This window comes from Lacticaseibacillus camelliae DSM 22697 = JCM 13995 (assembly GCF_001436615.1).
In the GTDB taxonomy this organism is placed as follows: domain Bacteria; phylum Bacillota; class Bacilli; order Lactobacillales; family Lactobacillaceae; genus Lacticaseibacillus; species Lacticaseibacillus camelliae.
The window spans coordinates 34744-58994 of the sequence record NZ_AYZJ01000022.1; the positions used below are offsets into that span (position 1 = coordinate 34744).

A 24251-nucleotide genomic window follows, 5' to 3' on the forward strand; every position below is an offset into this window, starting at 1 on the left:
TAGCATCTTTGCCTGACTTTTCCTAGCTGTGGCGCCAGCGAGCGGCCGTTAACCGGGATTGGCCGCCTTGGCGTTGTAATTTTTCTCCTTGGGGACATTGTACAAACTGTAGTAGTCCTGGAACATGAGCTTGGCGATGTCGTACGCGTAGCTGGACATTTTACCCAAGTTCGGGACGACCACCGCGACGGCCACTTGCGGATTTTTTGCCGGCGCGTAGCCGATGAAGCTTTGCGTGATGGCCTCGATCGGTTTGCCGTTCGGGTTGGTCGGATCCGGCGTGAAGGTCTGCGCCGTCCCGGTCTTCCCGGCCACGCCAGGATTCAGCGATTGCAGCGCGGTCCCGGTCGCATAGCCGGAGGTCCCGTGAACCACCTGCCACATACCTTGTTTGACCAGATTGAGCTGAGCCTGATTATTCTTGATCTTGGACAGGACCGTGGGCGTGGTGGTGTCCAGCACGGGTCCCTGACTGCCGTTGCTGAGCGTTTGGCTAATACTCTTCACGATGTATGGCTTCATGCGATAGCCGTTGTTGGCTAGCGTGCTGACGTACTGGATCGCCTGGATCAGCGTGTAGGTATCGAAGTTCCCGTAAGACAAGTCCAGCGCCGAGCCGACTTGGAACAGCCCGTCCATGGTCGTGGGCCCTTCCTGGCCGGTGATTTCTCCTGGCAGGTCGACGCCGGTTTTCTGACCGAGTCCAAACTGATTGAAGTAGCCGCGCATCTTCGTAAAGATATCCTTATTCATGATCAAATGGGAGTTCGGCACGTAATCAGCATTACCTTCCTTCATCGCCAAGTGCATCATGTAGGTGTTTGAGGAGACTTCCAGGGCTTTCGTCGCATTCAGGGAACTAAAAGTGTTGATCCCGTAATCGGACTTCTTGACCGGGGTGTTTTTCAGGTAGATCGCCGTGTCGGCCTGCGTGTTGTTGTTGACGGTGATGACCCCATCCTGCAAGGCGCCCAGGACCATCGCCGGCTTGACAATGGACCCCATCGCAAACGAGCGGTTTAAGACCCCTAGCGAGTCATTGGTGATCGTGTGGGTCTTGTCATCTTGGTGCAGCCCGGAAATGGCGAGGATCGCACCGGTGTGCGGGTTCATCGCCACGGCGTACGCCCCGTCGGAAACATTGGTCATCCCCGCGGACCGGGCCTGGTTGAAGACCCGCTGAACGTCGGCGTCCACCTTTTTCTGGTAGGCCGAGTTAATGGTCAGGTTGAGGTTGGCCCCCTGCTCGCCTTTGAACTCGGTGGTTTGGCTGACAATGTTGTTATTGCTGCCAATGCCGACTTTGGTGCGTGACTTGGCGCCCTTCAGGACGTTCTCGTACTCCTTTTCCAGGTAAGAGGTGCCGACGCGATCATTGCGGGCGTACCCATTGGCCAGGTACTCGTTGACGGTTTCGGCCGGAAGCCCGGTTTTTTCCGAGGACACCGTCCCGATGATACTCAGCATGGACTTGCCATTCGGGTATGAGCGGTCCCAGTCAGTGCCAAGGTTGATCCCAGGCATCGAAGTCAGGTGCTCACCGACCTGCGCCACCTCGTCCCGCGTCACGTCGCGGTCCTTCAGGTACACGGTGGTCAGCTGCGCGGCGCCGTTCATTTTCTTGTAAAAGGCCGCCGCCGTTTTCTCCCGGTCGGAGTAGTCCGGCAGGTGCTTGACCGCATACGCGACTTCCGCCTTGTACTGCTTGCTGGTATCGGTCGTGGTTTGCAGGGCCTTGGGCAGCTGAGCGATCACCGCCTTTTCGTTATCCTTGTCGGCAAGGTAATAATCCGCATAATCACGTTTGCGCATCCCCGACTCGTCGATCGTGACGTACTTCGCCAGCTCGTCGGCCGTCTTGCGCATGGTGGCCGCCGCCACGCCAACACTCTTGGTGTACACAATGGCACTGTTGGCGGAATTGGCCACCAGCAGTCGGCCTTCGGAGTCATAGATCTGGCCACGTGGCACCGCGCTGGTGACCACGGCTGAATCCGTCGAGTCGACATCCGCGCGAAACTTCGACCCGTTCATGATTTGCAGGTAGGCCAGCTGCGCCACCAGCGCTGCCAGCAGCAAGAACACGAAGAAGAATAATATGTTGAGCCGCGCGGGAATGTGCGAGCGCTCCCGCTTCGGCTTTGGCGTACGAATGTATTTCACGGTCTCTCTCCTTTAAGTAACCCTTCAAGTGTAGCAAAAACCAGCCGGCTCTGCCACGCCTTGCTGGCTTTCATGTTACTATGGAACAAGCAAATTCGCGCGCCGAACCCGCCAAAGTTTACTCTTTTGTAAGCGCGCAAGAAGGGAGCCTGCCATGCGCCTCATTCACTGGCTGCAAAAACACCCACTGGTCCTGGCCGCCGCGGTGCCGGCGTTGATCATGGCCGGCTACTACATCGCCACTAAGGTCTGGCCGTTCGGCAATAACTCGATCATGACTGTTGACATGGGCCAGCAATACATTGACTTTTACAGCTATTATCGCCAGACCCTTTTTGGCCACCCTGGTCAGTTCTTCTTCACGTTCAACAAGGACCTTGGCGGGGATGCGCTGGGCACCTGGGCCTATTACCTGATGAGTCCCTTCAACCTGATCCTGCTGCTGTTCCCACAGTCTGCGCTCGACCTGGCTATCACCGTGATGACACTGCTCAAATACGCCGCAGCCGGGGCCACGATGGGTCTGTACGTCAAGCGCTACCGCGGCAGCCTGCCTTGGATCGTCGGCTTTGGCACCGCCTACGCCCTGTCCGGCTGGGCCTTGGCCAATCAGCTCAACTTGATGTGGCTGGACGCGGCCGTATTTTTACCGCTGATCGCGCTGGGGGTCGACACCCTGATCGCGCGCCGGCGCCCGTGGCCGTTTCTGGGCTGGCTGCTGCTCGCCATCATCAGCAATTACTACATGGCTTACATGACCGTGCTGTTTATTGTTGGATACTTCGGGCTGCGGCTGGTCGAGGCGCGGCTGCCGTGGCGCCAGGCGCTGCGGGCCATCGGCCGCTTTGCCGGCGCCGGGCTGCTTGCTGGCGGCCTGTCCGCCTGGCTCCTGCTGCCAACGCTGTTTCAGCTGGGTCAAAGCAAGGGCACCTACACGGAAACGCACATCCGCTGGACGCACTTCGAAACCACGCCGCTGCAGCAGCTCGGCAAGTTTTTCGCCGGGTCCTTTTCATACGGCCAGATGCCATCCGGCCAGGCAAACATTTTTGTCGGCAGCGTCGCGCTGATTGGATTCCTGCTGTACTTCTTCACTAAGGAGATCCGGTGGCAGGAAAAACTTTACGCGCTCGTGTTTTCAGCCTTTCTGGCGGTGTCGCTCAGCTGGTCCCCGCTGGACCTGCTGTGGCACGGCATGCAGTACCCCGTTTGGTACCCTTACCGCTTCTCGTTTGTCGTCTGTTTTTGGCTGATGGCGCTGGCCTGGCGCGCGCTGCGGCTGCGGCCAAACGGCATCACCGTGCCTCAGCTGCTGCTCAGCGTGAGCGTCTTCGCTGCGCTGGATCTGACCGTCTTTCTGCGCCGCGCGCAGTACGCCTACCTGACGACCAATACCATTTGTTTGACTATCGTCCTTGATGCGCTGGCCCTCGTGGGCTTAGCGATGCTTTCGGAGGGCCGCCGCGCGTTTGCCATCGGTGTCGGCCTCCTGATGGTGGTCGATGCCGGCAGCAACGCCGTGCTCACCCTGAACCAGCTGTCCTACATCAGCCACTCCGATTACCACACCTACACGGAGGCGCTGCGCGACGGCATCAGCGCGACGCAGGCGCACATCGGTGAAAACGACCGCATTGGGAAAACCACCCTGCGCTCGAAAAATGACCCCATGCAGGTCGGCTACCTGGGCACTGATCAGTTCACCTCGATGATGGAGCCGGCCGCGCCGCGCTTCTTTGGGGCAATTGGGCAAAGCGCAGGCGACGGCTTTGTCGCCTATACCGACGGCACCGTGATCACCGATGCGCTGCTGGACCTGAAGGGGTTCATCACGCCGCGCCTGGATGCGCCGCTGAATACCTTTTTGCCGCAAGTGTCCGCAAGACCTGACCTTTTCAACTACAACCAAATTGGCCAAACTAAAGCTTTTACGCTATATGATAATCCTTACGCGTTGGGCCTGGGCTTTGTTTCCTCCAACAAAATTCTAAACACCAAGCTGATGGCCTCAGAACCGGTGATCAATCAGGAGCGCATCATGGCCGGGCTGACTGGGGACTCAAGCGCACCGACCCTGTTTGCGGCGGCTGCGCTCAGCCCCATGGTCGTGAAGGGCGGCAGTGCGGCAGGTAATATTGTGACGAAAAAGCCGGTGGCTAAGCAGACCACGGTCACCTACACCTTCACGGCGAAAACGACAGATCCGTATTATCTGCAAATCGGTGCGAACTTCACGGATAACCTGGTCAGCCTGACGCAAAACGGCCGCAACGTGCCAATTTACGACACCTTCCGCGACCGCGAGCTACTGAATGTGACCCCAAGCGCCCCTGGAAAAAAGCAGACCCTGACCTTCACGCTGAACAAGGATTCCGCCGACTTCGGGGAGCTTCGCCTGTTCACCCTGGACATGTCGGCCACGGCCGTCCGCCTCAACGCGCTGAAGGCCAATTCTTGGCACCTGACCAAGCGCGGTGACCGCAGCCTGACTGCAGAAGCCACAGCGACAAAGAAGCATCAGGTCCTGATGACTTCGATTCCTTACGCAGCCGGCTGGCACGCCAAAGTGGACGGCAAAGCGGTCCAGCCAAGCAAGGCCTTGGGCTTTCTGATGGCGATTCCGCTGAGCAAGGGCGAACACACCATCACCATGGCTTACACCCCGCCGTACTTCTGGCCAGGGGTGCTGATCAGCGTTTTCGCGCTTGCGCTGACGCTGCTCTGGGTCCGGTTCCCGCCTCGCGGCAAACTCGTTGACCCGGGCCGGCTGCGTTCAAGACGTTAAAAATGCGCTGCTCATTGACAACCTGAGCAACGCATTTTTCGTGTGATCGCGGGAAACAACGGATCAATTATTTTCTTCACCGTTTTGCTTGACCAATCCGTGCTTAAACGCATAAATCGCGGCCTGGGTGCGGTCCTCGACTTCCAGCTTGGCCAGAATGTTCGAGACATGCGTCTTCACCGTTTTCAGCGTGATGAACAGCTCATCTGCGATTTCCTGATTGGACTTACCCTGCGCGATCAGCATGAGCACCTCCCGCTCGCGGTTCGTCAACTCATCCGCCAGCTCCGGCTCCTGCTTCTTGGTCAGGCGGTTCATCATCTTGGTGGTCACCTGCGGGTCCAGTGCGGAATCGCCGGCCGCGGTTTTGCGGATCGCCGCGGCAATTTCTTCCGCCGTCGCCGTTTTCAGGATGTAACTGGCCGCCCCCGCCTCGATTGCCGGGTACACCTTTTCGTCGTCGATGAACGAGGTCAGGATGATGATCCGAGCCTCTGGCCAAGCGGCTAAAATCCGCTTGGTCGACTCGATGCCGTCCATGTTCGGCATGACTAGATCCATCAAAATGACATCGGGCCGCAGCGCCAACGCCTTATCCAAACCTTCTTTGCCATCAGCGGCCTCACCGACGACTTCAATGTCATCTTGCACGCCGAGGTACGTGGAGACTCCCAGGCGCACCATTTCGTGATCATCTACGATCAATACTTTAATCATGAGCTTCTTCCTTTGTTAACGGCACGCGGATCTCAACGCTGGTGCCCTGCTTGGGCACGCTGATCACCTTGGCGGTCCCCCCAATGGCGGCCGCGCGTTCCGAGATGTTCGACAGCCCGTAGCTGCCGGTCGTATTTTCTGTCTTCGGGTCGAACCCGACGCCATCATCCACCACCCGCAGCACCACAGTGGCTTCGACCTGCTTCAGGTACACTTCCAAGTGCTTGGCCTTCGCGTGCCGCAGGGTGTTCGACAGTAGCTCCTGGACAATGCGAAAAAGGTTGTCCTCACTGCCGCGAGACAAATGAATATCCTGCAGGTCCCAGGAAATAGCGATTTTGATCTTGGTTTGCAGCTCCTGAAGCAGGCTGATAATGCCCTCTTTGAGCGATTTGCCCGCCAGGTTGGTCGGCCGCAGGTGCAGCAACAAGGCCCGCATTTCGGACTGCGCCTCGTTGATCACGCCTTCGATGGTTTCGATTTGCTTGGCTTCCGGTGCGTCCGGATTATCGCGGTCCACCACGCTGCGCAGCGCCGACAGCATCATCATCGCAGCAAATAGCTGCTGAGACACGGAATCGTGCAGCTCCCGCGCCAGACGATGCCGCTCCTCAGTCAGGATCTGCTCCTTCGTTTGGCCGTCAAGGACCACCGGCGCGTTGGAATACCGTTCGATTTCCTGCTGTAAGCGTATCATTTTTTGCCGCAACGCTTCAAGCTCACCGGCAACGTCTTCGCCCAGTGCGGCTTTGGCCTGGCTTTGCCGCGCCAGGACCGGCGCATCCGTTTGCCCGGCCACCAGCTGGGTCAGCCGCCGCGTCAACTGCCGGTGCTGGTACTGATCAATGGCCGACAGCAGCGTGGTCGCAATCAAACCAATCAGCACCGCACCGGTGATGAGAAACGCCGACAGCGGCATGCCCATGGCCTGGGTGAAAAGCAGCGTCAAAAATTGCCCGCCAGCCGCCACGCTCACCAGAAAGACCAGCCCGAGCTCCAGGGCCCCAGTCGCCAGCGTGAGCGTCGCAAACGTCCAGCTCATCTGCTTCAACCTCATACTGAGAGCACCTCCAAATCACCGATCAAGACATTGGTGAGGATGTGCACCCGCCTCGTGGCCGTGTCGTAATCATCGCTGTACTGCCGCACCGTTTGGTTATGCAGGCCGCATTCTGCACCGTCAACTGACAACACCCCGGCCAACGCCGAGTGATCGACCATGACCCCGACTCCAATCGGCACCAGGATCCGCGTCTTGCCGACCCCTTTGCGCACGACAATGGTGGAATCACCCTCTGGCAGCAGTGTGTTGCCCAAGTCGATGATGGTGTCCCCAGCGGCGACCGTCAAGTTGATATCGTCCCACTCGTAGGTCGAACTCCCAATGGTCGCATCCCCAAACCAGGGATGCCGGGTCGTGGTCCCGCTTTTGGGCGTCGGCGCAACCACGTGAACGGCGGTGTAATGCTTCTGCTGCCAAGGCAGCCGACCGCCATGCTTGCCGGAAAGGGCAAACAAGGCGCCGACCAACCCCACAAACAAAATCAGCCACACCATCGGGTTGATAAAAATCCCGACCGCGAGCAGCACCCCGCCGATCACCAGCCAGAAACTGCGCCAGAAATGCCCCTTGATACCGATGAACAGCGCGACCAGCCCAGTGACAACACCGATCCAGCTGGCCGGGTTGGTCACGATTTGATAGCCCAACACCATCGTCAGTGCAATCTCAATGATCCAAAATAATTGCCAGCGTCGCTTCACGGTGCCACCTCCTCTGTTTCCCTTCAGTATACTCAATATTCTTGCCCCGGCAGTCCGCCCCGAGGCCGATTTGAGCAAAAAAAAAGTGCGTCGCCGCACTTAAAATGAGGGTTTACCCTTCAACTTTGACGATCTTGACCTTCATGGAACCGCCTGGGGTGGCAATGGAGACCTCGTCGCCGACCTTTTTGCCAATCAGGCCCTGCACAATGGGACTATCGTTTGAAATCTTGCCATTGAACGCGTCTGCTTCAGCCTCGCCAACGATTTCATAAGTCTCTTCTTCGTCGTCGCCGTCCTCCACGAACGTGACCTTCTTACCCAGGGATACCTCATCCTGTGGCACTTCGTTGGAATCGATGATCTCGGCGTAGTGAAGCATGGTCTGCACTTGAACGATTCGCGTCTCAAGCGTGGCCTGCTCGTCCTTGGCCGCACTGTATTCCGAGTTTTCGGACAGGTCGCCGAAGCCACGGGCGACCTTAATGCGCTGGACCACCTTCGGGCGTTCGACGGTCTTCAGCCGTTCCAGCTCGTCCTCAAGTTTTTTCTTGCCCTCACTGGTCATTGGATATGTTTTGTCTGCCATATTTTTTCCTCAATTCTTTTGTCTAAGCTGATAGTAACGGATTTAGCGGATTTGTCAATTCACTCGCTCAGGCCGCGCGCAGCCAAGATCGCTCGGATCTTGGTGGTGAGCAAATCGATGGCCACTGCGTTGTGGCCCCCTTCTGGTACCACAATATCGGCGTAGCGCTTGGTCGGCTCGATGAACTGGTGGTAAGACGGTTTCACTGTTTTCAAGTACTGGTCGATGATGTCATCCAGCGACCGGCCGCGCTCGCGCATGTCGCGGCGAATGCGGCGAATCACGCGAATGTCATCATCCGTGTCGACGTACACCTTAATGTCCATCAACTTGCGCAGTTCTTCGTCGGCCAGGATCAGGATGCCTTCAACAATAATAACGTCCTTGGGTTCCATGTGCACAACTTCTTCGGCGCGATTGTGGATCTTATAATCGTACACCGGCCGGTCGATGGCGTGACCTTCGATCAGCGCTTCAAGCTGATCATGGAGCAGCGGCGTATCAAAGGCCAGTGGGTTGTCGTAATTGATCTTCCGGCGCTGCTCAAACGGCAGGTCGCTTTTCTTGTAATAGGCGTCCTGCGCCAGGAGCAGAAGCGAGTGGCCGGAAAATTGGTCGAAGATGGCCCGGGAGACACTGGTCTTGCCGCTCGCAGAGCCGCCGGTGACCCCAATCACAATTGGTTTTTGCTTCATCACTTGGCCCCCTGCCCGTTGTCCGCGGCAAACGCCGCCGTGTTCACATTTTGCTCCGCCAGCGTGCGGGCGTAGCGAATCTCACCAGTTTTCAGATTGGCCACGAAGTACAGGTAGTCGGCCGAGCGCTGAAGCGGCGCCAAAACTGCCTTGATGGCCGACTCCGAAGGCGAGTTGACCGGCCCCGGTCCATAACCCTTGTTACGATACAGGTTATACGGCGAATCCACGCTGGTATCCTTGTTGCTCAGGTGCGTCTTGTGTGTGTTGAGTGCGTACATGACCGCGACGTCTGTTTGCAGCGGCATCCCCGCGTCAAGGCGGTTAAAGAAGACACCGGCAATTTTACCGCGGTCCGTATCGGTGACGCCTTCACGCTCGACCAGACTGGCCAGGGTGAGGACCTCCTGCACGCTGAGCTTTTGCTTTTGAATGGTGGCCATGTACGGCGTCATCACCGCATTCGTCTTGGCCACCATCTGCGCGATCAGCGCCTCCGCGGACTGGTTTTCGGTCACGGTGTAAGTCGCTGGGAAGAGGTACCCTTCCAGACGGTAGCGCACGCCTTTGGCCTTCGCGGCACTGCCCAGCAGCTGTGGGTATGCCTGCTGCAGGCGCTTGAAGAAAGCTTCGTCCTTGAGCGCCGCCATGAAGTTGGCGCGGCTCAGCTTCGGGTCCTTCTTGCGCAGTTTGGCCGCCGCAGCCGCCACGTCCTCAGCGCCTTCGCCTTCCTTGACCAGCACCGTGCCAATGCCGGTGGTGCTGCTGCCGCCGCGCAGGGTGTCCAGCATCTCCTGCATGGTGTTTGCCTTGGTGAAGCTGTACTGGCCGGCCTCATAGCTGGGCACGTTGTGGAACTTCACATAAAACTTGAACACTGTGGCCGACTTGATCAGCCCTTTTTGCTGCAGCACGGCCCCGATTTCGTCTGTCGTCTCACCGCTTTTGACCGTCACCACAATGGGTGCTTTCGCGTTCACATCCGTGGGCTGCAGTGCTGAGTGCACGAACACCCCGGCCATCAAAGCGGCTAGGATCAGGAGGGTGAGCCCCACCCCGATCACCCAGCGGACCACGTGCTTGGAAGCCGCCTCGACTTGCTGATCGCGGCGCCTTCTCTGGTTGGAACTTGGCTGTTGATCCACGTTTCTCCTCCAATCCGGACGCTCGGCCAAAGCAGTCTGGCCTCACGCAACAAAAAACAGCCCAGAACCGGGCTGCTTCATCGCAGCGGCTTACGCCCGAAAACTAAGTGAATTATACAAAAGCCCGCCGCAAAATGCGACAGGTTTTCGCCTTCACTACAAGAATGTAACCGGGATTTAACGAATGACCGCACCAAGCTCCGACTTCAGTGCCGCTTCCACCTTGTCGAAGGCCTTGTTGACCTCGTCGTCAGTGAGGGTGGCGTCCTTGCGCTGGTAAGTCAGCGTGTAGGCCAGACTCTTCAGCCCCGGCGCCAGCTTCTTGCCACTGTATACGTCGAACAGGTGGGCGTCGCGCAGGAACTTACCCCCGTTATTGGTGATCACGGCCTGAATCTCGGCGTTCGTGATGTTGCGTGTCACTTGAATCGCAATGTCGCGCGTGACCGCCGGGAACTTCGGCGCCGGCACAGCGGTCATCGTCGTGCGCGTGGCGGATAGTAGCGCGTCCAAGTTCAGTTCGAACACAAACGTTTCGTTGATCTTTTGCGTCCGTTCAAACTGTGGGTGCAACCGCCCAATCAGGCCAATCACTTCACCATCGAGCACCAGCTTGGCACTTTGCCCCGGATGCAGCGCCGGCTCATCGACCAGCGCCTGGTACTCAACGTGCCCGGCCAGCCGGTAGTCCGCAATCAGACTGTCAACGATGCCCTTCACGTAATAAAAATCAACGGGTTTGGCCTGCTGGTGCCAGCCGGCCTGAATCACATTGCCGCTCAAAGCACCGGCGATGTACTCGACTTCCTGCGGCCGAGTGTGGCCCGCACTGCGAGGGAAAATGCGGCCCTGCTCATACAGTGCGAGGTCGGTTTGCTTGCGCGCGACGTTGTAGGCCACCGCGTCCACCAAGCCGGAAACTAGGTTGCGCCGGAGCGTCTGGTGGTCTTCCGTCATTGGGAAGGCCACGTGCGTCTCTTCGCAGGTCTCCAGAGCAAATGCTTTGGCCTTGGCCGGCGTCGTCAGCGCGTACGAGATGATCTGGGTCAGCCCCAGGCCTTCCAGCAGCTTGCGACTGCGCTTGCGGCGTGCCTGGCTCGCGGTGAATTCACCCACCGTCATGGTGGTTGTCGGCAGCGTGCTTGGCAGGTTGTCAAAGCCGTACAGGCGGGCCACTTCTTCGATCAGGTCCGCCTCGATGTGAATGTCCCAGCGCCGCGTTGGCACCAGTACAGAGAACAAGCCATCCGCTTCTGAAACGCCAAAACCCAGGCGGTCGAACAGGCCAGTCACAGTGTCGGCATCCAGGTCAGTCCCAAGGATGTGGTTGATGCGGTCCAGTGAAATGTCAACCTCCACCGGTTCAGGGTCAACGTGGCTGGCGCTGATCGTCCCAGTGGCCACTTCGCCACCGCCGAGTTCGGCCATCAGCCGGGCGGCCTCATCGAGCGCCTTGTTGATGCTGCCAACGTCGATGCCCTTTTCGAAGCGGGACGATGCCTCCGAGCGAAGGTTGTAACGCAGCGCCGTCTTGCGGATCGGCGTGCGCGCAAACATCGCGGCCTCGATGGCCACCGTGGTGGTCCCACGAGTGATTTCCGAGTTCAAACCGCCCATCACCCCGGCCAAAGCGATTGGCTTCTGCCCGTTAGTGATGACAATGTCGTCCGGGGTCAGCTCATGCGCATTCCCGTCCAGCGTCGTCAGTGGCTCACCCTGAGTGGCCCGCCGCACCAAGATCTGCTTGCTGCCCAGCTTGGCGTAGTCAAACGCGTGAAGAGGCTGACCGTAGCCAAGCATGATCAGGTTGGTGACGTCGACAATGTTGTTAATAGGGCGAATGCCTGCATTCCACAGGCGCCGCTGCAGCCATAGCGGGCTGTCCTTAATGGTGATGTTGTCCACAACGCGCATCTGGTAGGACGGCGCATCCTTTTCGTCGGCCACCTGAGCACTCAGATAGTCCGCGACCGGCTTGCCGGTCTCAACGACTGGCTTGTCCTCAAAGTGCGGCTTGTTGCCGTAGGTCGCGCCGACTTCCCAGGCCACGCCGCGCATGCCGAGCGCATCAGCGCGGTTAGGCGTGATTTCGAAGTCCAGCACAGCGTCTTCCATGCCCAGCGCCTTGAGCGCGTTGCTGCCTGGCTCAAGCGGCTGGTCGAAGACATAAATGCCGGCGTCGTAGGCCTTGGGCGCAATGTCGTTGGAAAAACCGAGCTCCTGCAGCGCACAGATCATGCCGTCGGATTCGACCCCGCGCATTTTGCCGCGCTTGATTTTGACGTTATCGCCGATCCGGGCACCAGGCAGCGCCACAATGACCGTTTGGCCTTGCTCAATGTTGGGGGCGCCGCAAACGATTTGCCGCGGCTCATCGTCGCCGGTGTCGACCATGGCCACACGCAGGTGGTCAGAATCCGGATGCATCTTCAAAGTGACCACGCGGCCGACCACGACCTTTTTCAGACCGTCTGCCATCCGCGAGACGGAGTCGACTTCGATCCCGGTCCGGGACACCTTGTCCATCAATTCTTCGGGAGTGGCGGGCACGTCGACCAGTTCTTTCAACCAATCATAAGAAACATTCATTGCTTAACCCTCCTCCTTGAACTGTGACAGGAACCGGACGTCGCCTTGGTAAAAGCTCCGGATGTCGTCGATGCCGTACTTGAGCATGGCAAACCGATCCGGGCCCAGGCCAAACGCAAAGCCGCCGTACACGTCGGCGTCAACGCCGGCGTTCGTCAGCACGTTCGGGTGCACCATGCCGGCGCCGAGCACCTCAATCCAGCCGCTGTACTTGCAGATCGCGCAGCCCTTGCCGTTGCACCGGAAGCAGGACACATCAACTTCAACGCTGGGTTCGGTGAACGGGAAGTAACTCGGCCGTAGCCGAATCTGCCGATCCTTACCGAAGACGTGCTGGGCCAGCGCAAGCAGCGTGCCCTTCAAGTCGGCCATGGTGATGTGCTTGTCGATCACCAAGCCCTCGATCTGGTTGAACTGGTGAGAGTGCGTCGCATCATCCGTGTCGCGGCGGTAAACGCGGCCCGGGCTGATCATTTTCAGCGGACCCTTGCTAAAGTCGTGCACCTCAAGCGTGCGGGCCTGGACCGGACTGGTCTGAGACCGCATCAGCAACTGATCATCGATGTAAAAGGTGTCTTGCATGTCGCGGGCCGGATGGTCCTTGGGGATGTTCATCATTTCAAAGTTGTAGTGATCTTCTTCGACTTCGGGCCCGTCCACAACTTGGTACCCCTGGCCGATAAAGAATTCCTCAATGTCGTCCATGATTTGGTCGATAATATGCGGTGTGCCTTGGACAACCTGATCGCCTGGCAGCGTGACATCGATGGTCTCTGTTGCCAGTTTGGCCGTGAGCGCGGCCTGCTCAAGCGCGTCTTTGCGGTTTTGCAGGTTTTCCTGCAGATCCGCCTTGATCTCGTTGGCGTAAGCCCCCACCTTGGGCCGCTCTTCCGGCTTCAGGTCCTTCATGCCGCGCAAAACTTCCGTGATTGGGCCTTTCTTCCCAAGCAGGTTCACGCGGATCTGATTCAGTGCGTCCAAGTCATTGGTGTCCTTGATGCGCTTTTGGTTCTCTCTCCGAAGCTGTTCCAGCCTGGTTTTAAGATCCATGATTATCCTCCTTCAAATCGTTTCAAACACTGTCACTACTGGTTAATGGGTTGGCGGGGCCTAGTCGCGCTCGGCGAGGCCCCGCCCGATTATCTAGCCTGGGCATACAAAAACGCCTCGCCCCCTAAAAGGGACGAAGCGTCGCGGTACCACCCTTGTTCACGCCAAATAGGCATGCACTCAACTTCATAACGGCAGGACCGGAGCAGCCTTTCGACTGTCTACTCAAGAAGTGAAAACCAACCTTTGGCCGTTGCGGTGTCTTTCAGTCACTGAACACCTTTCCTGACTGGGCCGCCGGTTCGCGCTTCTCTCACTGTATTTGCGTCATATATGCTTCAAGTGTAGCAAAAAACTGCGATTCGTCAAGGTGCGCCGAAAACCGCGGCGTTAATTTTGGCACTCAGCGTCAGAGATCCAGGTGTCGCCCCAGGTGTGCGCTGCCGCCATGACTGGCGAAAGCGCCGCGCCTTTGGCGGTCAGCGCGTACTCGATCAGGCTGGAATCAGGATGCGTGATCCGATCGACCAGGCCCTGGCTCTCCAGTTCCTTCAGGCGCTCAACCAGGACACGGTCGGAGCACTTCTTGATGGTGCCGGCGATGACCTTGAACCGGGAAGGCCCGTGCTCAAGCAGAGTCTCCAAAATCAGCCCGTTCCATTTCTTACCCAAAATGACAAAGGTCTGAGTAAATTTCGGACACAAACTTAAGTCAGATTTACTCGGCTCTTTCACCGCTACCTGTTCTCCCATGTAATCACCTCATATGTATTTTCACGCTTACAAATTGATAGTATTAGTATAACCCATCTACCATCAATTACAAGTTTTTTACTCGCCAGGCGCGACCACAAAAAAAGAAGCCCGGAGGCGCGCCGGACTTCCCTATTCATGTGCGTGTTCTAAACGGTGAAACGGATGCGCGAGTTTGTGCAACTGGGGCATCAAGTATTCATCCACCGCGGCGTAATCATCGACTAGGGACACCACCACAGTTTCCTTGTATTTCGGCATGCCGAGGGTCGCCCCCCACATGTGCTTGATGATGATGTCTTTTTCCATTGCGGACAAGTCGGTGAGTTTCTCTGCATTGCGCAAAGCAATCCGCGGGTGCACATAGGCATGCGTGCCCAGTGAAAACTTCGTCACCCGCCAGTCGTAGTAGAACAAGTCGTGCAACAGACCGGCTCGTGCCAAGGCACGAACGTTCAGATGCCATTTCTTACCCAGTAGGTAGCTGCGGTAAGAAACACTGATGCTGTGATCAAGACGCGTCGAGTGGTGATGCTGCGTGTAGTTCGCCAGCTTTTGCACCGCCGGCTGATCCAGCAGATCCTGCACGTAGCTCAAATACTCCTGATCGTCCGACCATTTTTGATGACTCATTCAGTGGCCCCTTTTCGCTCGCCATAATGGTGTTGTTGTCCAACACACTTATATTATAACAGGTCCCAAAAGGAAATTGCGCGCATTAACCCATTCTTAAGCGGTCAGGTGAAACAGGATGACCGCCGCGGCGATGGCGACGTTCAAAGATTCCGCGCGGCCCTTGATTGGAATGTACAAGTTCTGGTCAGTCGCGGCAAGCAGGTCCTGGCTCATGCCGTTGCCTTCGTTGCCCACGATCAGCGCGAACTGATCACTGGGCGCGACCTCCCGATAAGGCTTGGCCGCATCGTTCAGCTCGGAACCGTAAACTGGAATGCCGGCTTTCTTCAGGTTCTCGACCAAGCGCGGCAAAGGCGTAGACACAATCTTGACATGGAACTGACTGCCCTGCATCGCACGCAGGACTTTCGGGTTAAACGGATCGGCGGTGCCGCCGCCAAACACGACGGTTTTAACGCCCGCCGCATCAGCCGTCCGCACCAGGGTGCCAACATTGCCGGGATCTTGAATCGCGTCCAGCAGCAGGTACTGGCCACTCAGCGGCTCGCTCAGTTTGTCTTCTTCCAGGGGTAGCACCGCAAAAATGCCCTGCGGCGTTTCGGTTTCCGCCAGGTGCTTGGCAACGTCCGGGGAGATTTCGGTGGTCTGGTCGTAAAACGGCTTGAGCTCCCGCTCGTTCAGGAATTTTTCGGTCGCGTAAATACGCCGCGGCTGCTGACCCGCGTTGATGGCCTCTTGCACCAAGTGCCACCCTTCCAGCAGGTAAGCCCCGGCTTGTTTTTGATATTTTTTGACCGTCAGTTTCTTGGCGGCCTTAATGTGGTCGTTTTTTGCAGATGAGATATATTCCATGATCATCCTCCTCGGGCTTAAGTCTAACATATCCGGCCCGCCTTTTATGCTAAACTAATAGAGATATCTTACTTTGCGGAGGGGATACTATGGTTAAAATTGCCAAAAGCATCACGGTCAACGGCCGCGTCCAAGGCGTTGGCTTCCGCTGGATGACGCAGATGGTGGCCCAGCAGCTGCACATCGTGGGCAAAGTCGAGAACAACGCGGACGGCTCGGTCTACATCGAGGCGGTCGGTACGCCGGCTGAGATGGCCCGTTTCACTGCCGCCGTCAAGGCCAGCCCGACGCCGAGCGGCAAAGTCACTTCTTATGAAGAAAAACTGCTCGACCCGATCCCGGCGTATGACAAGTTCAGAGTTACTGGTTGAAAGCCGACTAGCGGTCAAGTAAGATAGTCGGCAGTAAGTTTAGGAAGGAATTCACTCATGCACAAAACCAAACGGTGGCTCGCCCTCAGCGGTGTAGCCCTGATCCCACTTTTCTTGGCCGCCTGCAAACGGCAAGCCACAACGTCACAAATGAAGCCGCCAACTGGTTTCTTCGGCGCCTTCTATAACGTGATCGGCAAACCGCTTCAGCACTTGATGGTTTGGATCGCCGGCTTCTTCGGGGGGTCAACGGCCTCGGGTTTCGGTATCGCCATCATCGTCATCACACTGGCGGTGCGGCTGATCCTGCTCCCGCTAATGCTGAACCAGCAGAAGAACATGACCGAGTCGCAGGAAAAGCAGCGTGTCCTGAAGCCGCAATTGGACATCATCCAAAAGCAGATGAAAAAGCCTGGCATCACTCAGGAAGAAACGCTGCGGCTCAACGCGATGATGCAGGAAGTCTACAAGAAGAACGGCACGTCAATGATCCCGTCAATGGGCTGTTTGACGATGCTGATCCAGCTGCCGATCTTTTCTGGCCTGTACCAGGCGGTCGCCTACTCGCCTGAAATCTCCAGCTCCAAGTTCTTCGGCATCGCCCTGGGCCAGTCGAGCATGGTGATCACCATTGCCGCGACGCTACTCTACTTTGCCCAAAGCATGATCATGCTGCAAGCGTATCCGAAAGCGCAGCGCAAGCAGATGCAGACCTCGGCCATGCTGAACCCGATCATGACGTTCTTCTTCTGTATGTTTTACAACGCCGGCCTGGGGCTGTACTTCCTTGCCGGTGGGATCATTGTCCTGATCCAGCAGGCAATCGTGACTTACATCATCACGCCGAACATCCGCAAGCGGATGGATGCTGAAATTGCCGAAAATCCACCAGTCATCGTGGTTGACGAGCACACCTTCGATGAACAAGCCCCGGAAACCGAAACGACAACGACCGTGGCTGAACTGACCGGCGACGACCAACCGGCGCCAGCGTCAACGGCGAAACAGAACCGAAACGCCGGTAAGCAGCGGCACCACCGCGATGATCATTAAGTGACAGACTCCCCCAGCTTTGGCTGGGGGATTTTTTTGCGCTTGCGGACACCCATCTGGGGCCTCGAGACGCAAAACGTCCCGGGGCAGGTACGCTGCACCGGGACGTCATTGATTGCTGACTCAGTCTGAGGACCGGTCGTTTTTGATCACTTCATCGCTCACGCGGCGCATGATGCGCAGCAGCTCGCGCGCATCCTTTTCGCCAATCACCTGGACCCAGCCATAAAAGCGCTTGTGGATCGCCTGGTTGATTTTCAGCGTCACCTGTTCGCCGCTAGCGGTCAGGTCAAGGTACAGACGACGCCGGTCTTTCGGGTCCGGGGTCTGGATGATGTACCCGGCCTCCAGCAGGGACTTGAGCTGACGAGAAATTGCCGCGCGGGTCACGTGCCGGTGCTTAGCCACCTCGGACAGTGACAGCCGTTTGCCTGCCGCCACGTCGCGCATGATCAAGAACTGTTCAAAGGACAAGTGATAGGTCATGGTCGGCACCGAGACAAGTTCGCTGACGTACTTGAACCCGGAAAGGTACACATCGATGTAATCATCCAACAAGTCTCGCTCCGCCACAAAAAGCCCTCCTCAAAATGTTGTTAACTTTACTCTACCACATCTGAGGGTGTCTTGGCGTGACGCGGTGCCCAAAGCAGCGCACCAAAGAGGACAGCGAAGAGCACAAGCGCGAGAACATCCAGCACACTGCCGGTCTGAAGTCCATTCAGGCTTTGGTTCAGCAGATCAATCAGATAGGTGCCTGGCACCAGGTGCGCGACTACCTGATAGAAGCCAGAGAGCATCGCGTTGGGCAGCAGCCCACCGGAGACAATCAGCTGAACGAACAGAATCGCGAGGGTTGCAAGCACGCCCAGGGTGCCCAGGAACCGATCGAAAGCAAAAATGATCATGGTGAAGATCGCCCCTGAAGACAGCAGCGTCAGGAACAAGGTAAACGGGTGCGTGATCGAAACGCCCAGCCCCGTGGCCACGAGTGCAATGCCAACGGCCTGCAGGGCCACCGTGAGGCCAACGACCCCAATCCGGGTGATCAATTTTTGCGCCGCGAAGCTCTTGGAGTATCGGCCGAAGCCCAGCTCTGTCAGCAAGGAGGCAATGAAGCTGACCATCAGCAGCACCAGCGGCGCCAGAACGTTGGCCAACGGCATTGCCAGCGGATCGCTGGCGGTCTGCGTCGCGACCGGGGTGACAAACTGCGCCACGTTGGCCTTGCCGGTGCTCAGGTTGACGACTTGGCCGGCGCCACTGCCCAGCTTCACGTTCAGCTTGCTCATGCCATCGGCCACCTGCTGATTCCCATCGGCCAGCTTGGCGGTTCCATCTGTGTACTGGGTGAGCCCAGCAATCAGGCCAGGATTTTGAGCCGTGCCGGCTAGGCCGGTGTACACCTGTTGCAACCCGGAATGCACCTGATCAAGCCCGCTTTGCACCTGTCCAGAACCGTTTGCCAGCTGGCCGGCGCCTTGAACTGCGCCCATCGTGCTAGGCGTGTTGCCGGTGCGGGTAAGACCAGCTTGGACCGTCTTCAGACCGCCTTGCAGCGTGCCAATGGCCTGGCGAACGCCAACAGCCAAGGCCGGTGCGCCTTGCTTTTTGTTTGCAAGCTGGTTGACCCCGTTTTTCAGGTCAGTCATCTTGCCGCTGAGCGTCGTCAGGTCGTTACCCAGTTTCGGCAGCGTGGCGCCAGTGTCAGTCAGCGCCACCTTTAACTTCGTCGCAGACGCCCCACCTTGGGCCAGCGAATCGCCGGCGCCCTGCAGCGCTGCGCCGCCTGCCGTCATGGTTTTTTGAATCGTCAGCAGTTCCTGCAGGAGTGCCGGATTCTTCGCCGCCAGCGCCAGCACGGCGGGTTCTTTCATCAGCTGGCTTTGCAACTGCTTTAACGTGTCGCCCGCGGTGGTGAAGTTCGCGCCGGCGCTTGCCAACTGAGCCGCGGTGGATTTGCTGTTGGTCTTATCAAACAGCTGACCGTTCATCGCGACCAGCGCCGACTGCATCGCAGACGCATCGGTTCCCAGCTTTTTCGCATTGGTCGAAATATTGGTGTTCAAGGTCACCATTGCCGGCGCGTTGACGCCAGCGGCTAGCGCATTGACCCCATTGGTCAGGGTCGTCAGGGCCTGGTCCAGCCGCGCCAGGTCCGGTGCGCCGGCGCTCAGCTGCTGCTGGATCTCCGCGGCCGCCTGTTGCAGGCTATTGGCAAGCGTCGTGGCACCGCTTGTCACCTGCCGATTGCCGGCCAGCAGTTGCGCGTTGCCAGCGACCAGCTTGCCGATGGCGCCTTGAACCTGCGTTGCCCCACTGGTCAGTTTCTGGTTGTTGGCGGTGAGTTGAACCAGCCCGTCCTGGACTTGGCCGGAGCCGTCAGCCAGTTGCGCTGTGGCGGCGTGGGCCTGACTGACCCCGTCGCCCAGCGAGTTCAGTGCCGTCAGCGCCGCCCCGTCATACGCTTGCTGCACATTCTGCACGACCTGCGACTGCAACTTTGTCACCACCGTCGTGTTGATGAGGTGAGAGGCAAAATTGTTGTGCGGCGACAGCGCCACTTTCAGTGTGCTGTGCTTTGGTGCGGGACTGAGCGCGGTCGTCACATTCGCAGAAAAGTCTTGCGGCAGGGTCACCGCCATGAGATAGGTGCCCTTGGCCAGCCCACTGCGCGCCGTTTTAGCGGAAACAAACTGCCAGTCCACGTCGTGATTTTCCCGCAGCTTCTGCGTGACGTCCCGGCCGGCGTGAACCGCTACGCCTTGAAATTTGGCCGGCTGATCTTGATCAACGACCGCGACCTTGATGTGCCGCGTGGTGTTCGCCTGCTCGTAATTGACAAAATGCAGTGCAATAAAGAGCAACAACAGCGGGATCGCCACGACGAGCCCGATCAAAGTGATAAATCGTGCATGTTTTTTGACTGATAGCACAAATAGCCACTTCCCCAAAAAATAGTTTTGTTAACAGCCATGAATGTCAATGCCATTAACATAATGGCCATTTTGCCCGACTTGCCTCAGGATGTCAACCAATTTGCCTGAAAAAAAACAGCCGCCGCGAACTGCTCGCGACGGCTAACCTCAAAGATTGCTGTTGATTTCGGTGCTGCTTTGCGCATCCTGGGTGCGCGCGGCTTCTTGCGCCTGAAGCCGGGTCGCAGCCTCAGCCGTGATGGTCGGCAGCTGAATGCGAAACACCGAGCCTGAGCCCAGCGCCGAGTCCACCGAAATGGTCCCGTGATAATTCTCAATCAGCTGTTGGGCAATCGACAGCCCCAGACCGTTGCCCCCTTTTTCTCGGCTACGGGCCTTATCGACCCGGTAGAAGCGGTTGAAGACCCGCTCCCGGTCCTTGGGGGCGATGCCTTCACCGAAGTCTTGGACCGCCAGCGCCACGCCATCAGAATCCAGCGCAGCAGAAACGTGCAGCTCCTTGCGCTTGGTCGAGTACTTGACCCCGTTATCCAGCAAAATGATCAGGATCTGCTCCAAGTGGTTCCGGTACATGCGCACGTAGACTGGCCCTTCCAGGTCGTTATCGAGCGTGATGGCAAAGTCGGGATGGATCATCCGCATGTCGTTGACAACTTGCTCAATCACTTCGCAGATATCCACGGTCGCATTGGGAAACTGGACATCAACGGCATCCGCACGGGTCAGCTCCAGCATTTCCTGGATCAAGCTCTTCATCCGCTGCACTTCCTGCAGGCTCGCCGCCAGTGACTCATTGAGCACCTCGGGGTCATCCTTACCCCACCGGTTCAGCAGCTGCAGGTGACCTTCGAGCACGGCAACCGGCGTCCGCAGCTCATGCGACACGTCCTGGGTGAACTCGCCCTGCTGGTCGATGAACCGCTGGATGCGATCCAACATGTCGTTAAATTCGTCCACCAAGTCGGACAGTTCATCATTACGGTGCAGCGAAGGAATGCGCGCACTGCTTTGCGGCTCTTCATTGATCTGGTTAATGGTCTTGGTAATCGAGCGAATCGGCTTGAGGAACCGCGACGCCAAGAAGAAGCCCAGCGCCATGGAGACCAGCAAGGCGGCCGCCGCCAGCGCACCGACCAGCTCCCAAATGCGCTGCATGGTCGCGTAAAAGGCGGTCATGTGGTCCGTGATCTGCACGTAGCCGATCCGCTTGCCATTTTGACTCGACGTGATCGGCGCGCGGGCAATCATGCCCTCAAAGCGCCCGTTACTGGTCATCTTAATGACACTGGCTGACACGCGCGTCAGCGGCTCGTCGCTATCACGCGACGTGTACAGCTTATGGCCATCGCGGTCGTAAACCGCCAGCGACATGTCATCGCGCGCGATCCGCTGGACGACGGAATCGTTGAAGACACTGGTTTGGGCCTGACCGGTGCCACCGCCGGCCGGGGGCACCGGCCGATTATCGGCTTCAATGCGCGGCAAGACCGTCTCTGTCGTCAAATTTTGTGCGGCTGGGGCCAGTCGCTGTTCGACGGCACTCAGGGTCTCCTTCACCTCGCCCTGCTCTTGGCTGATCAGCACCTGACGCATGAGCGCCACGAGAATCAGCGAAAGAACAATGAACGTGGAGAAAATGCCGGCTGCAACAACGGCTGTCCACTTGAATCCAAGGGGCAGCCGCCGTTTCGATTTAGGAGTAGCTGGCGCAGACATTACGACCGCATCACGTAGCCGGTGCCCCGAACCGTCTGAATGTAACTCGGCTCGCCCGGCCGATCGATCTTGTTGCGGATGTAACGAACGTACACGTCAACGACGTTTGTTTCCACGTCCGAGTTGTAGCCCCAGACCTTGGACAACAGCACGTCGCGCGCGAGCACCACGTTAATGTTCTCCATCAGGGTGAGCAGCAACTCGTATTCGCGCTTGGTCAGTTCGATGATATCATCCCCGCGGCGCACGACCCGGTTTTCCTTTTCAATCGTCAGGTCGCGGTACGTGATGGTCGTCTGCTTGGCCGCGTTGTGCTCGCCTTCAATGGAGATCCGGCGCAAAAGCGCGCGCAACCGCGCAAGTAATTCCTCAATCGCAAAAGGCTTAACGATGTAATCATCGGCACCGTGGTCAAGTCCGGAAACACGGTCGATCACGGAATCACGAGCGGTCATCATGATGATCGGGGTGTTCTTGACCTGGCGCACGCGCCGGCAGACTTCCAGCCCGTTCAACTCTGGCAGCATCAGGTCCAGCAGGATCGCATCCCAGTCCTCGTTCAGGGCCGCTTCCAGCCCCGTGCGGCCGTTAAAATGCACCGCCGTCTCATAACCTTCGTGCTTCAGCTCCAGCTCAACAAACCGCGCGAGGTTTTTCTCATCTTCAATAATTAAAATTCGGCTCATTATTCTGCTCCTTATTCGATTCGTGCCAACCAAGCAGACTCTCATCTTACCTGGTGCCCATCGCCAATTTTCTCATTTCAAATTCTATGCTGTGATTGTAGCATATCGGCACATGAAAAACTATCACATAAGGTTTTAACATTCATAAATCTGAGAAACTTCTAAAACTGGTTAGCGCTCTCATTGGGCTATACCATAGTGATGCTGCATATTATATTTTTAATGAATGCAATTTGGGTCTATGCCAATTTTTCGGCCACAAAAAACCCCGCCAAGGCGGGGTCAGTAAATCTGTTACTGTTCGGTGTACCACGTGTAATGGAAGACCCCGGGACGGTCGGTCCGCTCATAGGTGTGTGCGCCAAAGTAGTCGCGCTGCGCCTGGATGATGTTGGCCGGCAGTACCGCACTGCGGTACGAATCGTAGTAAGAAATCGCGGCCATGAACCCAGGAACCGGCACCCCAGCCTTGGTGGCAAAGCCGACCAAGTCACGGACGGACTCCTGATAGTTCTTGGCGATGTCCTTGAAGTAATCGTCGAGCAGCAGGTTCTTCAGGTCTGGCTGCTTGGTGAAGGCATCGGTGATGTTCTGCAGGAACTTGGCCCGGATGATGCAGCCGGCGCGCCAGATCTGTGCCAGTTCGCCGTACTGCAGGTTCCAGTCGTAGTGCTCGGAGGCCACGCGCATCTGCTCGAAGCCCTGCGCGTAACTCATCAGCTTGGAGAAGTAGAGCGCCTTGCGAATCAACTCGATGGTCTCTTCGCGGTTGGCAAACTTCACGTTGCCGACCGGCTTGGGCAGGACCTTGCTGGCCTCGACCCGCTCGTCCTTCATCGCACTGATGTAGCGTGCGTACAGGGACTCGGTGATCACACTCTGCGGCACGCCCAGTTCAGCGGCACTTTGTGATGACCACTTGCCAGTGCCCTTATTGCCGGCAGCGTCGAGGATCACGTCAACGATCGGCTTGCCGGAGTCCAGATCATCCTTGCGGGTCAAGATATCCGCAGTGATGTCGATCAGGTAGGAAGAAAGCTCGCCTTCGCTCCACTTTTTGAAGACGCCGGCGATTTCATCAACGGACATCCCCAGCATGTTGCGCATGACGTTGTAGGATTCGGCAATCAGCTCCATGTCGCCGTACTCGATGCCATTGTGAACCATCTTGACATAGTGACCGGCACCGTTAGGCCCAAGGTAAGTGACGCAAGGCTTGCCGTCTTCGTCCGCCTTGGCTGCGATCTGTTCGAGAATCGGCGCAACCAGGTCGTAGGCCTCTTTTTGACCGCCCGGCATCAGGGACGGGCCGCGCAGTGCGCCCAGCTCGCCGCCGGAAACGCCCATGCCGATGAAGTTGATGCCAGACTTGTCGAGCTCCGCACTGCGGCGCATCGTGTCCTCAAAGAAGGTGTTGCCCCCGTCGATCAGGACGTCGCCCTTGTCCAGCAGCGGCAGCAGCTGCTTGATCACAGCGTCGGTGCCGGCACCGGCCTTGACCATCATCAAGATCCGGCGCGGCTTTTCCAGGGACTTCACAAAGTCCTCAATTGTGTAACTTGGCACCAGTTTCTTATCCGGGTGGTCCTCAACGACTTTCTTCGTCTTTGAGCCAGTCCGGTTGTAAATGGCGACGGTGTAACCGCGGCTTTCAATGTTCAAAGCCAGGTTCTTGCCCATGACGGCCATGCCGATCACGCCAATTGTTGGTGTTTCCATGTTTTTGCCTCCCAAACGAACGGGTCACC

The 24251-nt window shown here is 57.7% G+C and carries 20 protein-coding genes; 3 read left to right on the forward strand and 17 right to left on the reverse strand.

The genetic code is table 11. From position 1 onward, the window contains the following. Positions 1 to 48 precede the first annotated feature (48 nt). Positions 49 to 2163, reverse strand: coding sequence for a peptidoglycan D,D-transpeptidase FtsI family protein (locus FC75_RS04025; RefSeq protein WP_056989198.1), 2115 nt, complete (start codon positions 2161 to 2163; stop codon positions 49 to 51). 154 nt (positions 2164 to 2317) lie between these two features. Between FC75_RS04025 and FC75_RS04030 the strand changes: the two genes are divergently transcribed. Then, positions 2318 to 4948: a YfhO family protein gene (locus FC75_RS04030; protein WP_056989199.1), complete on the forward strand. Its 2631-nt coding sequence runs from the start codon at positions 2318 to 2320 to the stop codon at positions 4946 to 4948. Positions 4949 to 5011: 63 nt separating this feature from the next. Here the strand turns inward: FC75_RS04030 and FC75_RS04035 are convergent, their stop codons facing one another. The 11 genes from FC75_RS04035 to FC75_RS04085 all read right to left on the reverse strand — a co-directional run bounded on the left by FC75_RS04035 (position 5012) and on the right by FC75_RS04085 (position 15738). Then, positions 5012 to 5665, reverse strand: a complete 654-nt coding sequence (locus FC75_RS04035) for a response regulator (RefSeq protein WP_054664380.1) — start codon at positions 5663 to 5665, stop codon at positions 5012 to 5014. Beyond that, positions 5658 to 6722, reverse strand: coding sequence for a sensor histidine kinase (locus FC75_RS04040; protein ID WP_054664383.1), 1065 nt, complete (start codon positions 6720 to 6722; stop codon positions 5658 to 5660). Before FC75_RS04040 ends, FC75_RS04035 begins: the two co-directional genes overlap by 8 nt. Further along, positions 6719 to 7429, reverse strand: a complete 711-nt coding sequence (liaF, locus tag FC75_RS04045) for a cell wall-active antibiotics response protein LiaF (RefSeq protein ID WP_225350795.1) — start codon at positions 7427 to 7429, stop codon at positions 6719 to 6721. Before liaF ends, FC75_RS04040 begins: the two co-directional genes overlap by 4 nt. Before the next feature lie 112 nt (positions 7430 to 7541). Next, positions 7542 to 8018, reverse strand: a complete 477-nt coding sequence (gene greA, locus FC75_RS04050) for a transcription elongation factor GreA (RefSeq protein WP_054664388.1) — start codon at positions 8016 to 8018, stop codon at positions 7542 to 7544. Between the two features lie 59 nt (positions 8019 to 8077). Continuing rightward, positions 8078 to 8716, reverse strand: a complete 639-nt coding sequence (udk, locus tag FC75_RS04055) for a uridine kinase (RefSeq protein WP_056989200.1) — start codon at positions 8714 to 8716, stop codon at positions 8078 to 8080. Beyond that, positions 8713 to 9858: an endolytic transglycosylase MltG gene (mltG, locus tag FC75_RS04060; protein WP_056989201.1), complete on the reverse strand. Its 1146-nt coding sequence runs from the start codon at positions 9856 to 9858 to the stop codon at positions 8713 to 8715. The genes udk and mltG overlap by 4 nt, the downstream gene beginning before the upstream one ends. Positions 9859 to 10035: 177 nt before the next feature. Next, a complete protein-coding gene (gene pheT, locus FC75_RS04065) occupies positions 10036 to 12447 on the reverse strand; it encodes a phenylalanine--tRNA ligase subunit beta (protein WP_056989202.1) in 2412 nt (803 codons plus the stop codon). Between the two features lie 3 nt (positions 12448 to 12450). Next, on the reverse strand, positions 12451 to 13497 hold the full coding sequence (gene pheS, locus FC75_RS04070; protein ID WP_056989203.1) for a phenylalanine--tRNA ligase subunit alpha: 1047 nt from the start codon (positions 13495 to 13497) through the stop codon (positions 12451 to 12453). A gap of 390 nt (positions 13498 to 13887) precedes the next feature. Then, positions 13888 to 14250, reverse strand: a complete 363-nt coding sequence (locus FC75_RS04075) for a winged helix-turn-helix transcriptional regulator (RefSeq protein WP_054664394.1) — start codon at positions 14248 to 14250, stop codon at positions 13888 to 13890. Between the two features lie 132 nt (positions 14251 to 14382). Next, entirely contained in the window at positions 14383 to 14883 is a 501-nt protein-coding gene (locus FC75_RS04080; protein WP_056989204.1) for an HD domain-containing protein, read from the reverse strand. A gap of 96 nt (positions 14884 to 14979) precedes the next feature. Continuing rightward, positions 14980 to 15738, reverse strand: coding sequence for a TrmH family RNA methyltransferase (locus FC75_RS04085; RefSeq protein ID WP_056989205.1), 759 nt, complete (start codon positions 15736 to 15738; stop codon positions 14980 to 14982). A gap of 89 nt (positions 15739 to 15827) precedes the next feature. Between FC75_RS04085 and FC75_RS04090 the strand changes: the two genes are divergently transcribed. Both FC75_RS04090 and yidC read left to right on the forward strand, forming a co-directional pair. Next, a complete protein-coding gene (locus tag FC75_RS04090; protein WP_054664397.1) occupies positions 15828 to 16109 on the forward strand; it encodes an acylphosphatase in 282 nt (93 codons plus the stop codon). 57 nt (positions 16110 to 16166) lie between these two features. Next, entirely contained in the window at positions 16167 to 17162 is a 996-nt protein-coding gene (gene yidC, locus FC75_RS04095) for a membrane protein insertase YidC (protein ID WP_056989206.1), read from the forward strand. Between the two features lie 123 nt (positions 17163 to 17285). Here the strand turns inward: yidC and FC75_RS04100 are convergent, their stop codons facing one another. The 5 genes from FC75_RS04100 to gndA all read right to left on the reverse strand — a co-directional run bounded on the left by FC75_RS04100 (position 17286) and on the right by gndA (position 24222). After that, entirely contained in the window at positions 17286 to 17735 is a 450-nt protein-coding gene (locus tag FC75_RS04100) for a MarR family winged helix-turn-helix transcriptional regulator (protein WP_235808697.1), read from the reverse strand. 29 nt (positions 17736 to 17764) lie between these two features. Beyond that, positions 17765 to 20098, reverse strand: coding sequence for a YhgE/Pip family protein (locus tag FC75_RS04105; protein WP_056989207.1), 2334 nt, complete (start codon positions 20096 to 20098; stop codon positions 17765 to 17767). 150 nt (positions 20099 to 20248) lie between these two features. Then, positions 20249 to 21817 carry a HAMP domain-containing sensor histidine kinase gene (locus FC75_RS04110; protein WP_056989208.1) on the reverse strand — a complete coding sequence of 523 codons (1569 nt, stop codon included), beginning with the start codon at positions 21815 to 21817 and terminating at the stop codon, positions 20249 to 20251. Beyond that, positions 21817 to 22503, reverse strand: coding sequence for a response regulator transcription factor (locus FC75_RS04115; protein WP_054664417.1), 687 nt, complete (start codon positions 22501 to 22503; stop codon positions 21817 to 21819). Before FC75_RS04115 ends, FC75_RS04110 begins: the two co-directional genes overlap by 1 nt. A gap of 294 nt (positions 22504 to 22797) precedes the next feature. Continuing rightward, positions 22798 to 24222 carry an NADP-dependent phosphogluconate dehydrogenase gene (gene gndA / locus FC75_RS04120; RefSeq protein WP_056989209.1) on the reverse strand — a complete coding sequence of 475 codons (1425 nt, stop codon included), beginning with the start codon at positions 24220 to 24222 and terminating at the stop codon, positions 22798 to 22800. Positions 24223 to 24251 lie beyond the last annotated feature (29 nt).

Bases quoted from the DNA above. Each gene is read 5' to 3' on its own strand.
- FC75_RS04030 (WP_056989199.1), top strand. From the start codon at position 2,318: ATGCGCCTCATTCACTGGCTGCAAAAACACCCACTGGTCCTGGCCGCC.
- FC75_RS04035 (WP_054664380.1), bottom strand. From the start codon at position 5,665: ATGATTAAAGTATTGATCGTAGATGATCACGAAATGGTGCGCCTGGGA.
- FC75_RS04040 (WP_054664383.1), bottom strand. From the start codon at position 6,722: ATGAGGTTGAAGCAGATGAGCTGGACGTTTGCGACGCTCACGCTGGCG.
- greA (WP_054664388.1), bottom strand. From the start codon at position 8,018: ATGGCAGACAAAACATATCCAATGACCAGTGAGGGCAAGAAAAAACTT.
- pheT (WP_056989202.1), bottom strand. From the start codon at position 12,447: ATGAATGTTTCTTATGATTGGTTGAAAGAACTGGTCGACGTGCCCGCC.
- pheS (WP_056989203.1), bottom strand. From the start codon at position 13,497: ATGGATCTTAAAACCAGGCTGGAACAGCTTCGGAGAGAGAACCAAAAG.
- FC75_RS04075 (WP_054664394.1), bottom strand. From the start codon at position 14,250: ATGGGAGAACAGGTAGCGGTGAAAGAGCCGAGTAAATCTGACTTAAGT.
- FC75_RS04080 (WP_056989204.1), bottom strand. From the start codon at position 14,883: ATGAGTCATCAAAAATGGTCGGACGATCAGGAGTATTTGAGCTACGTG.
- FC75_RS04085 (WP_056989205.1), bottom strand. From the start codon at position 15,738: ATGGAATATATCTCATCTGCAAAAAACGACCACATTAAGGCCGCCAAG.
- FC75_RS04090 (WP_054664397.1), top strand. From the start codon at position 15,828: ATGGTTAAAATTGCCAAAAGCATCACGGTCAACGGCCGCGTCCAAGGC.
- yidC (WP_056989206.1), top strand. From the start codon at position 16,167: ATGCACAAAACCAAACGGTGGCTCGCCCTCAGCGGTGTAGCCCTGATC.
- FC75_RS04110 (WP_056989208.1), bottom strand. From the start codon at position 21,817: ATGTCTGCGCCAGCTACTCCTAAATCGAAACGGCGGCTGCCCCTTGGA.
- FC75_RS04115 (WP_054664417.1), bottom strand. From the start codon at position 22,503: ATGAGCCGAATTTTAATTATTGAAGATGAGAAAAACCTCGCGCGGTTT.
- gndA (WP_056989209.1), bottom strand. From the start codon at position 24,222: ATGGAAACACCAACAATTGGCGTGATCGGCATGGCCGTCATGGGCAAG.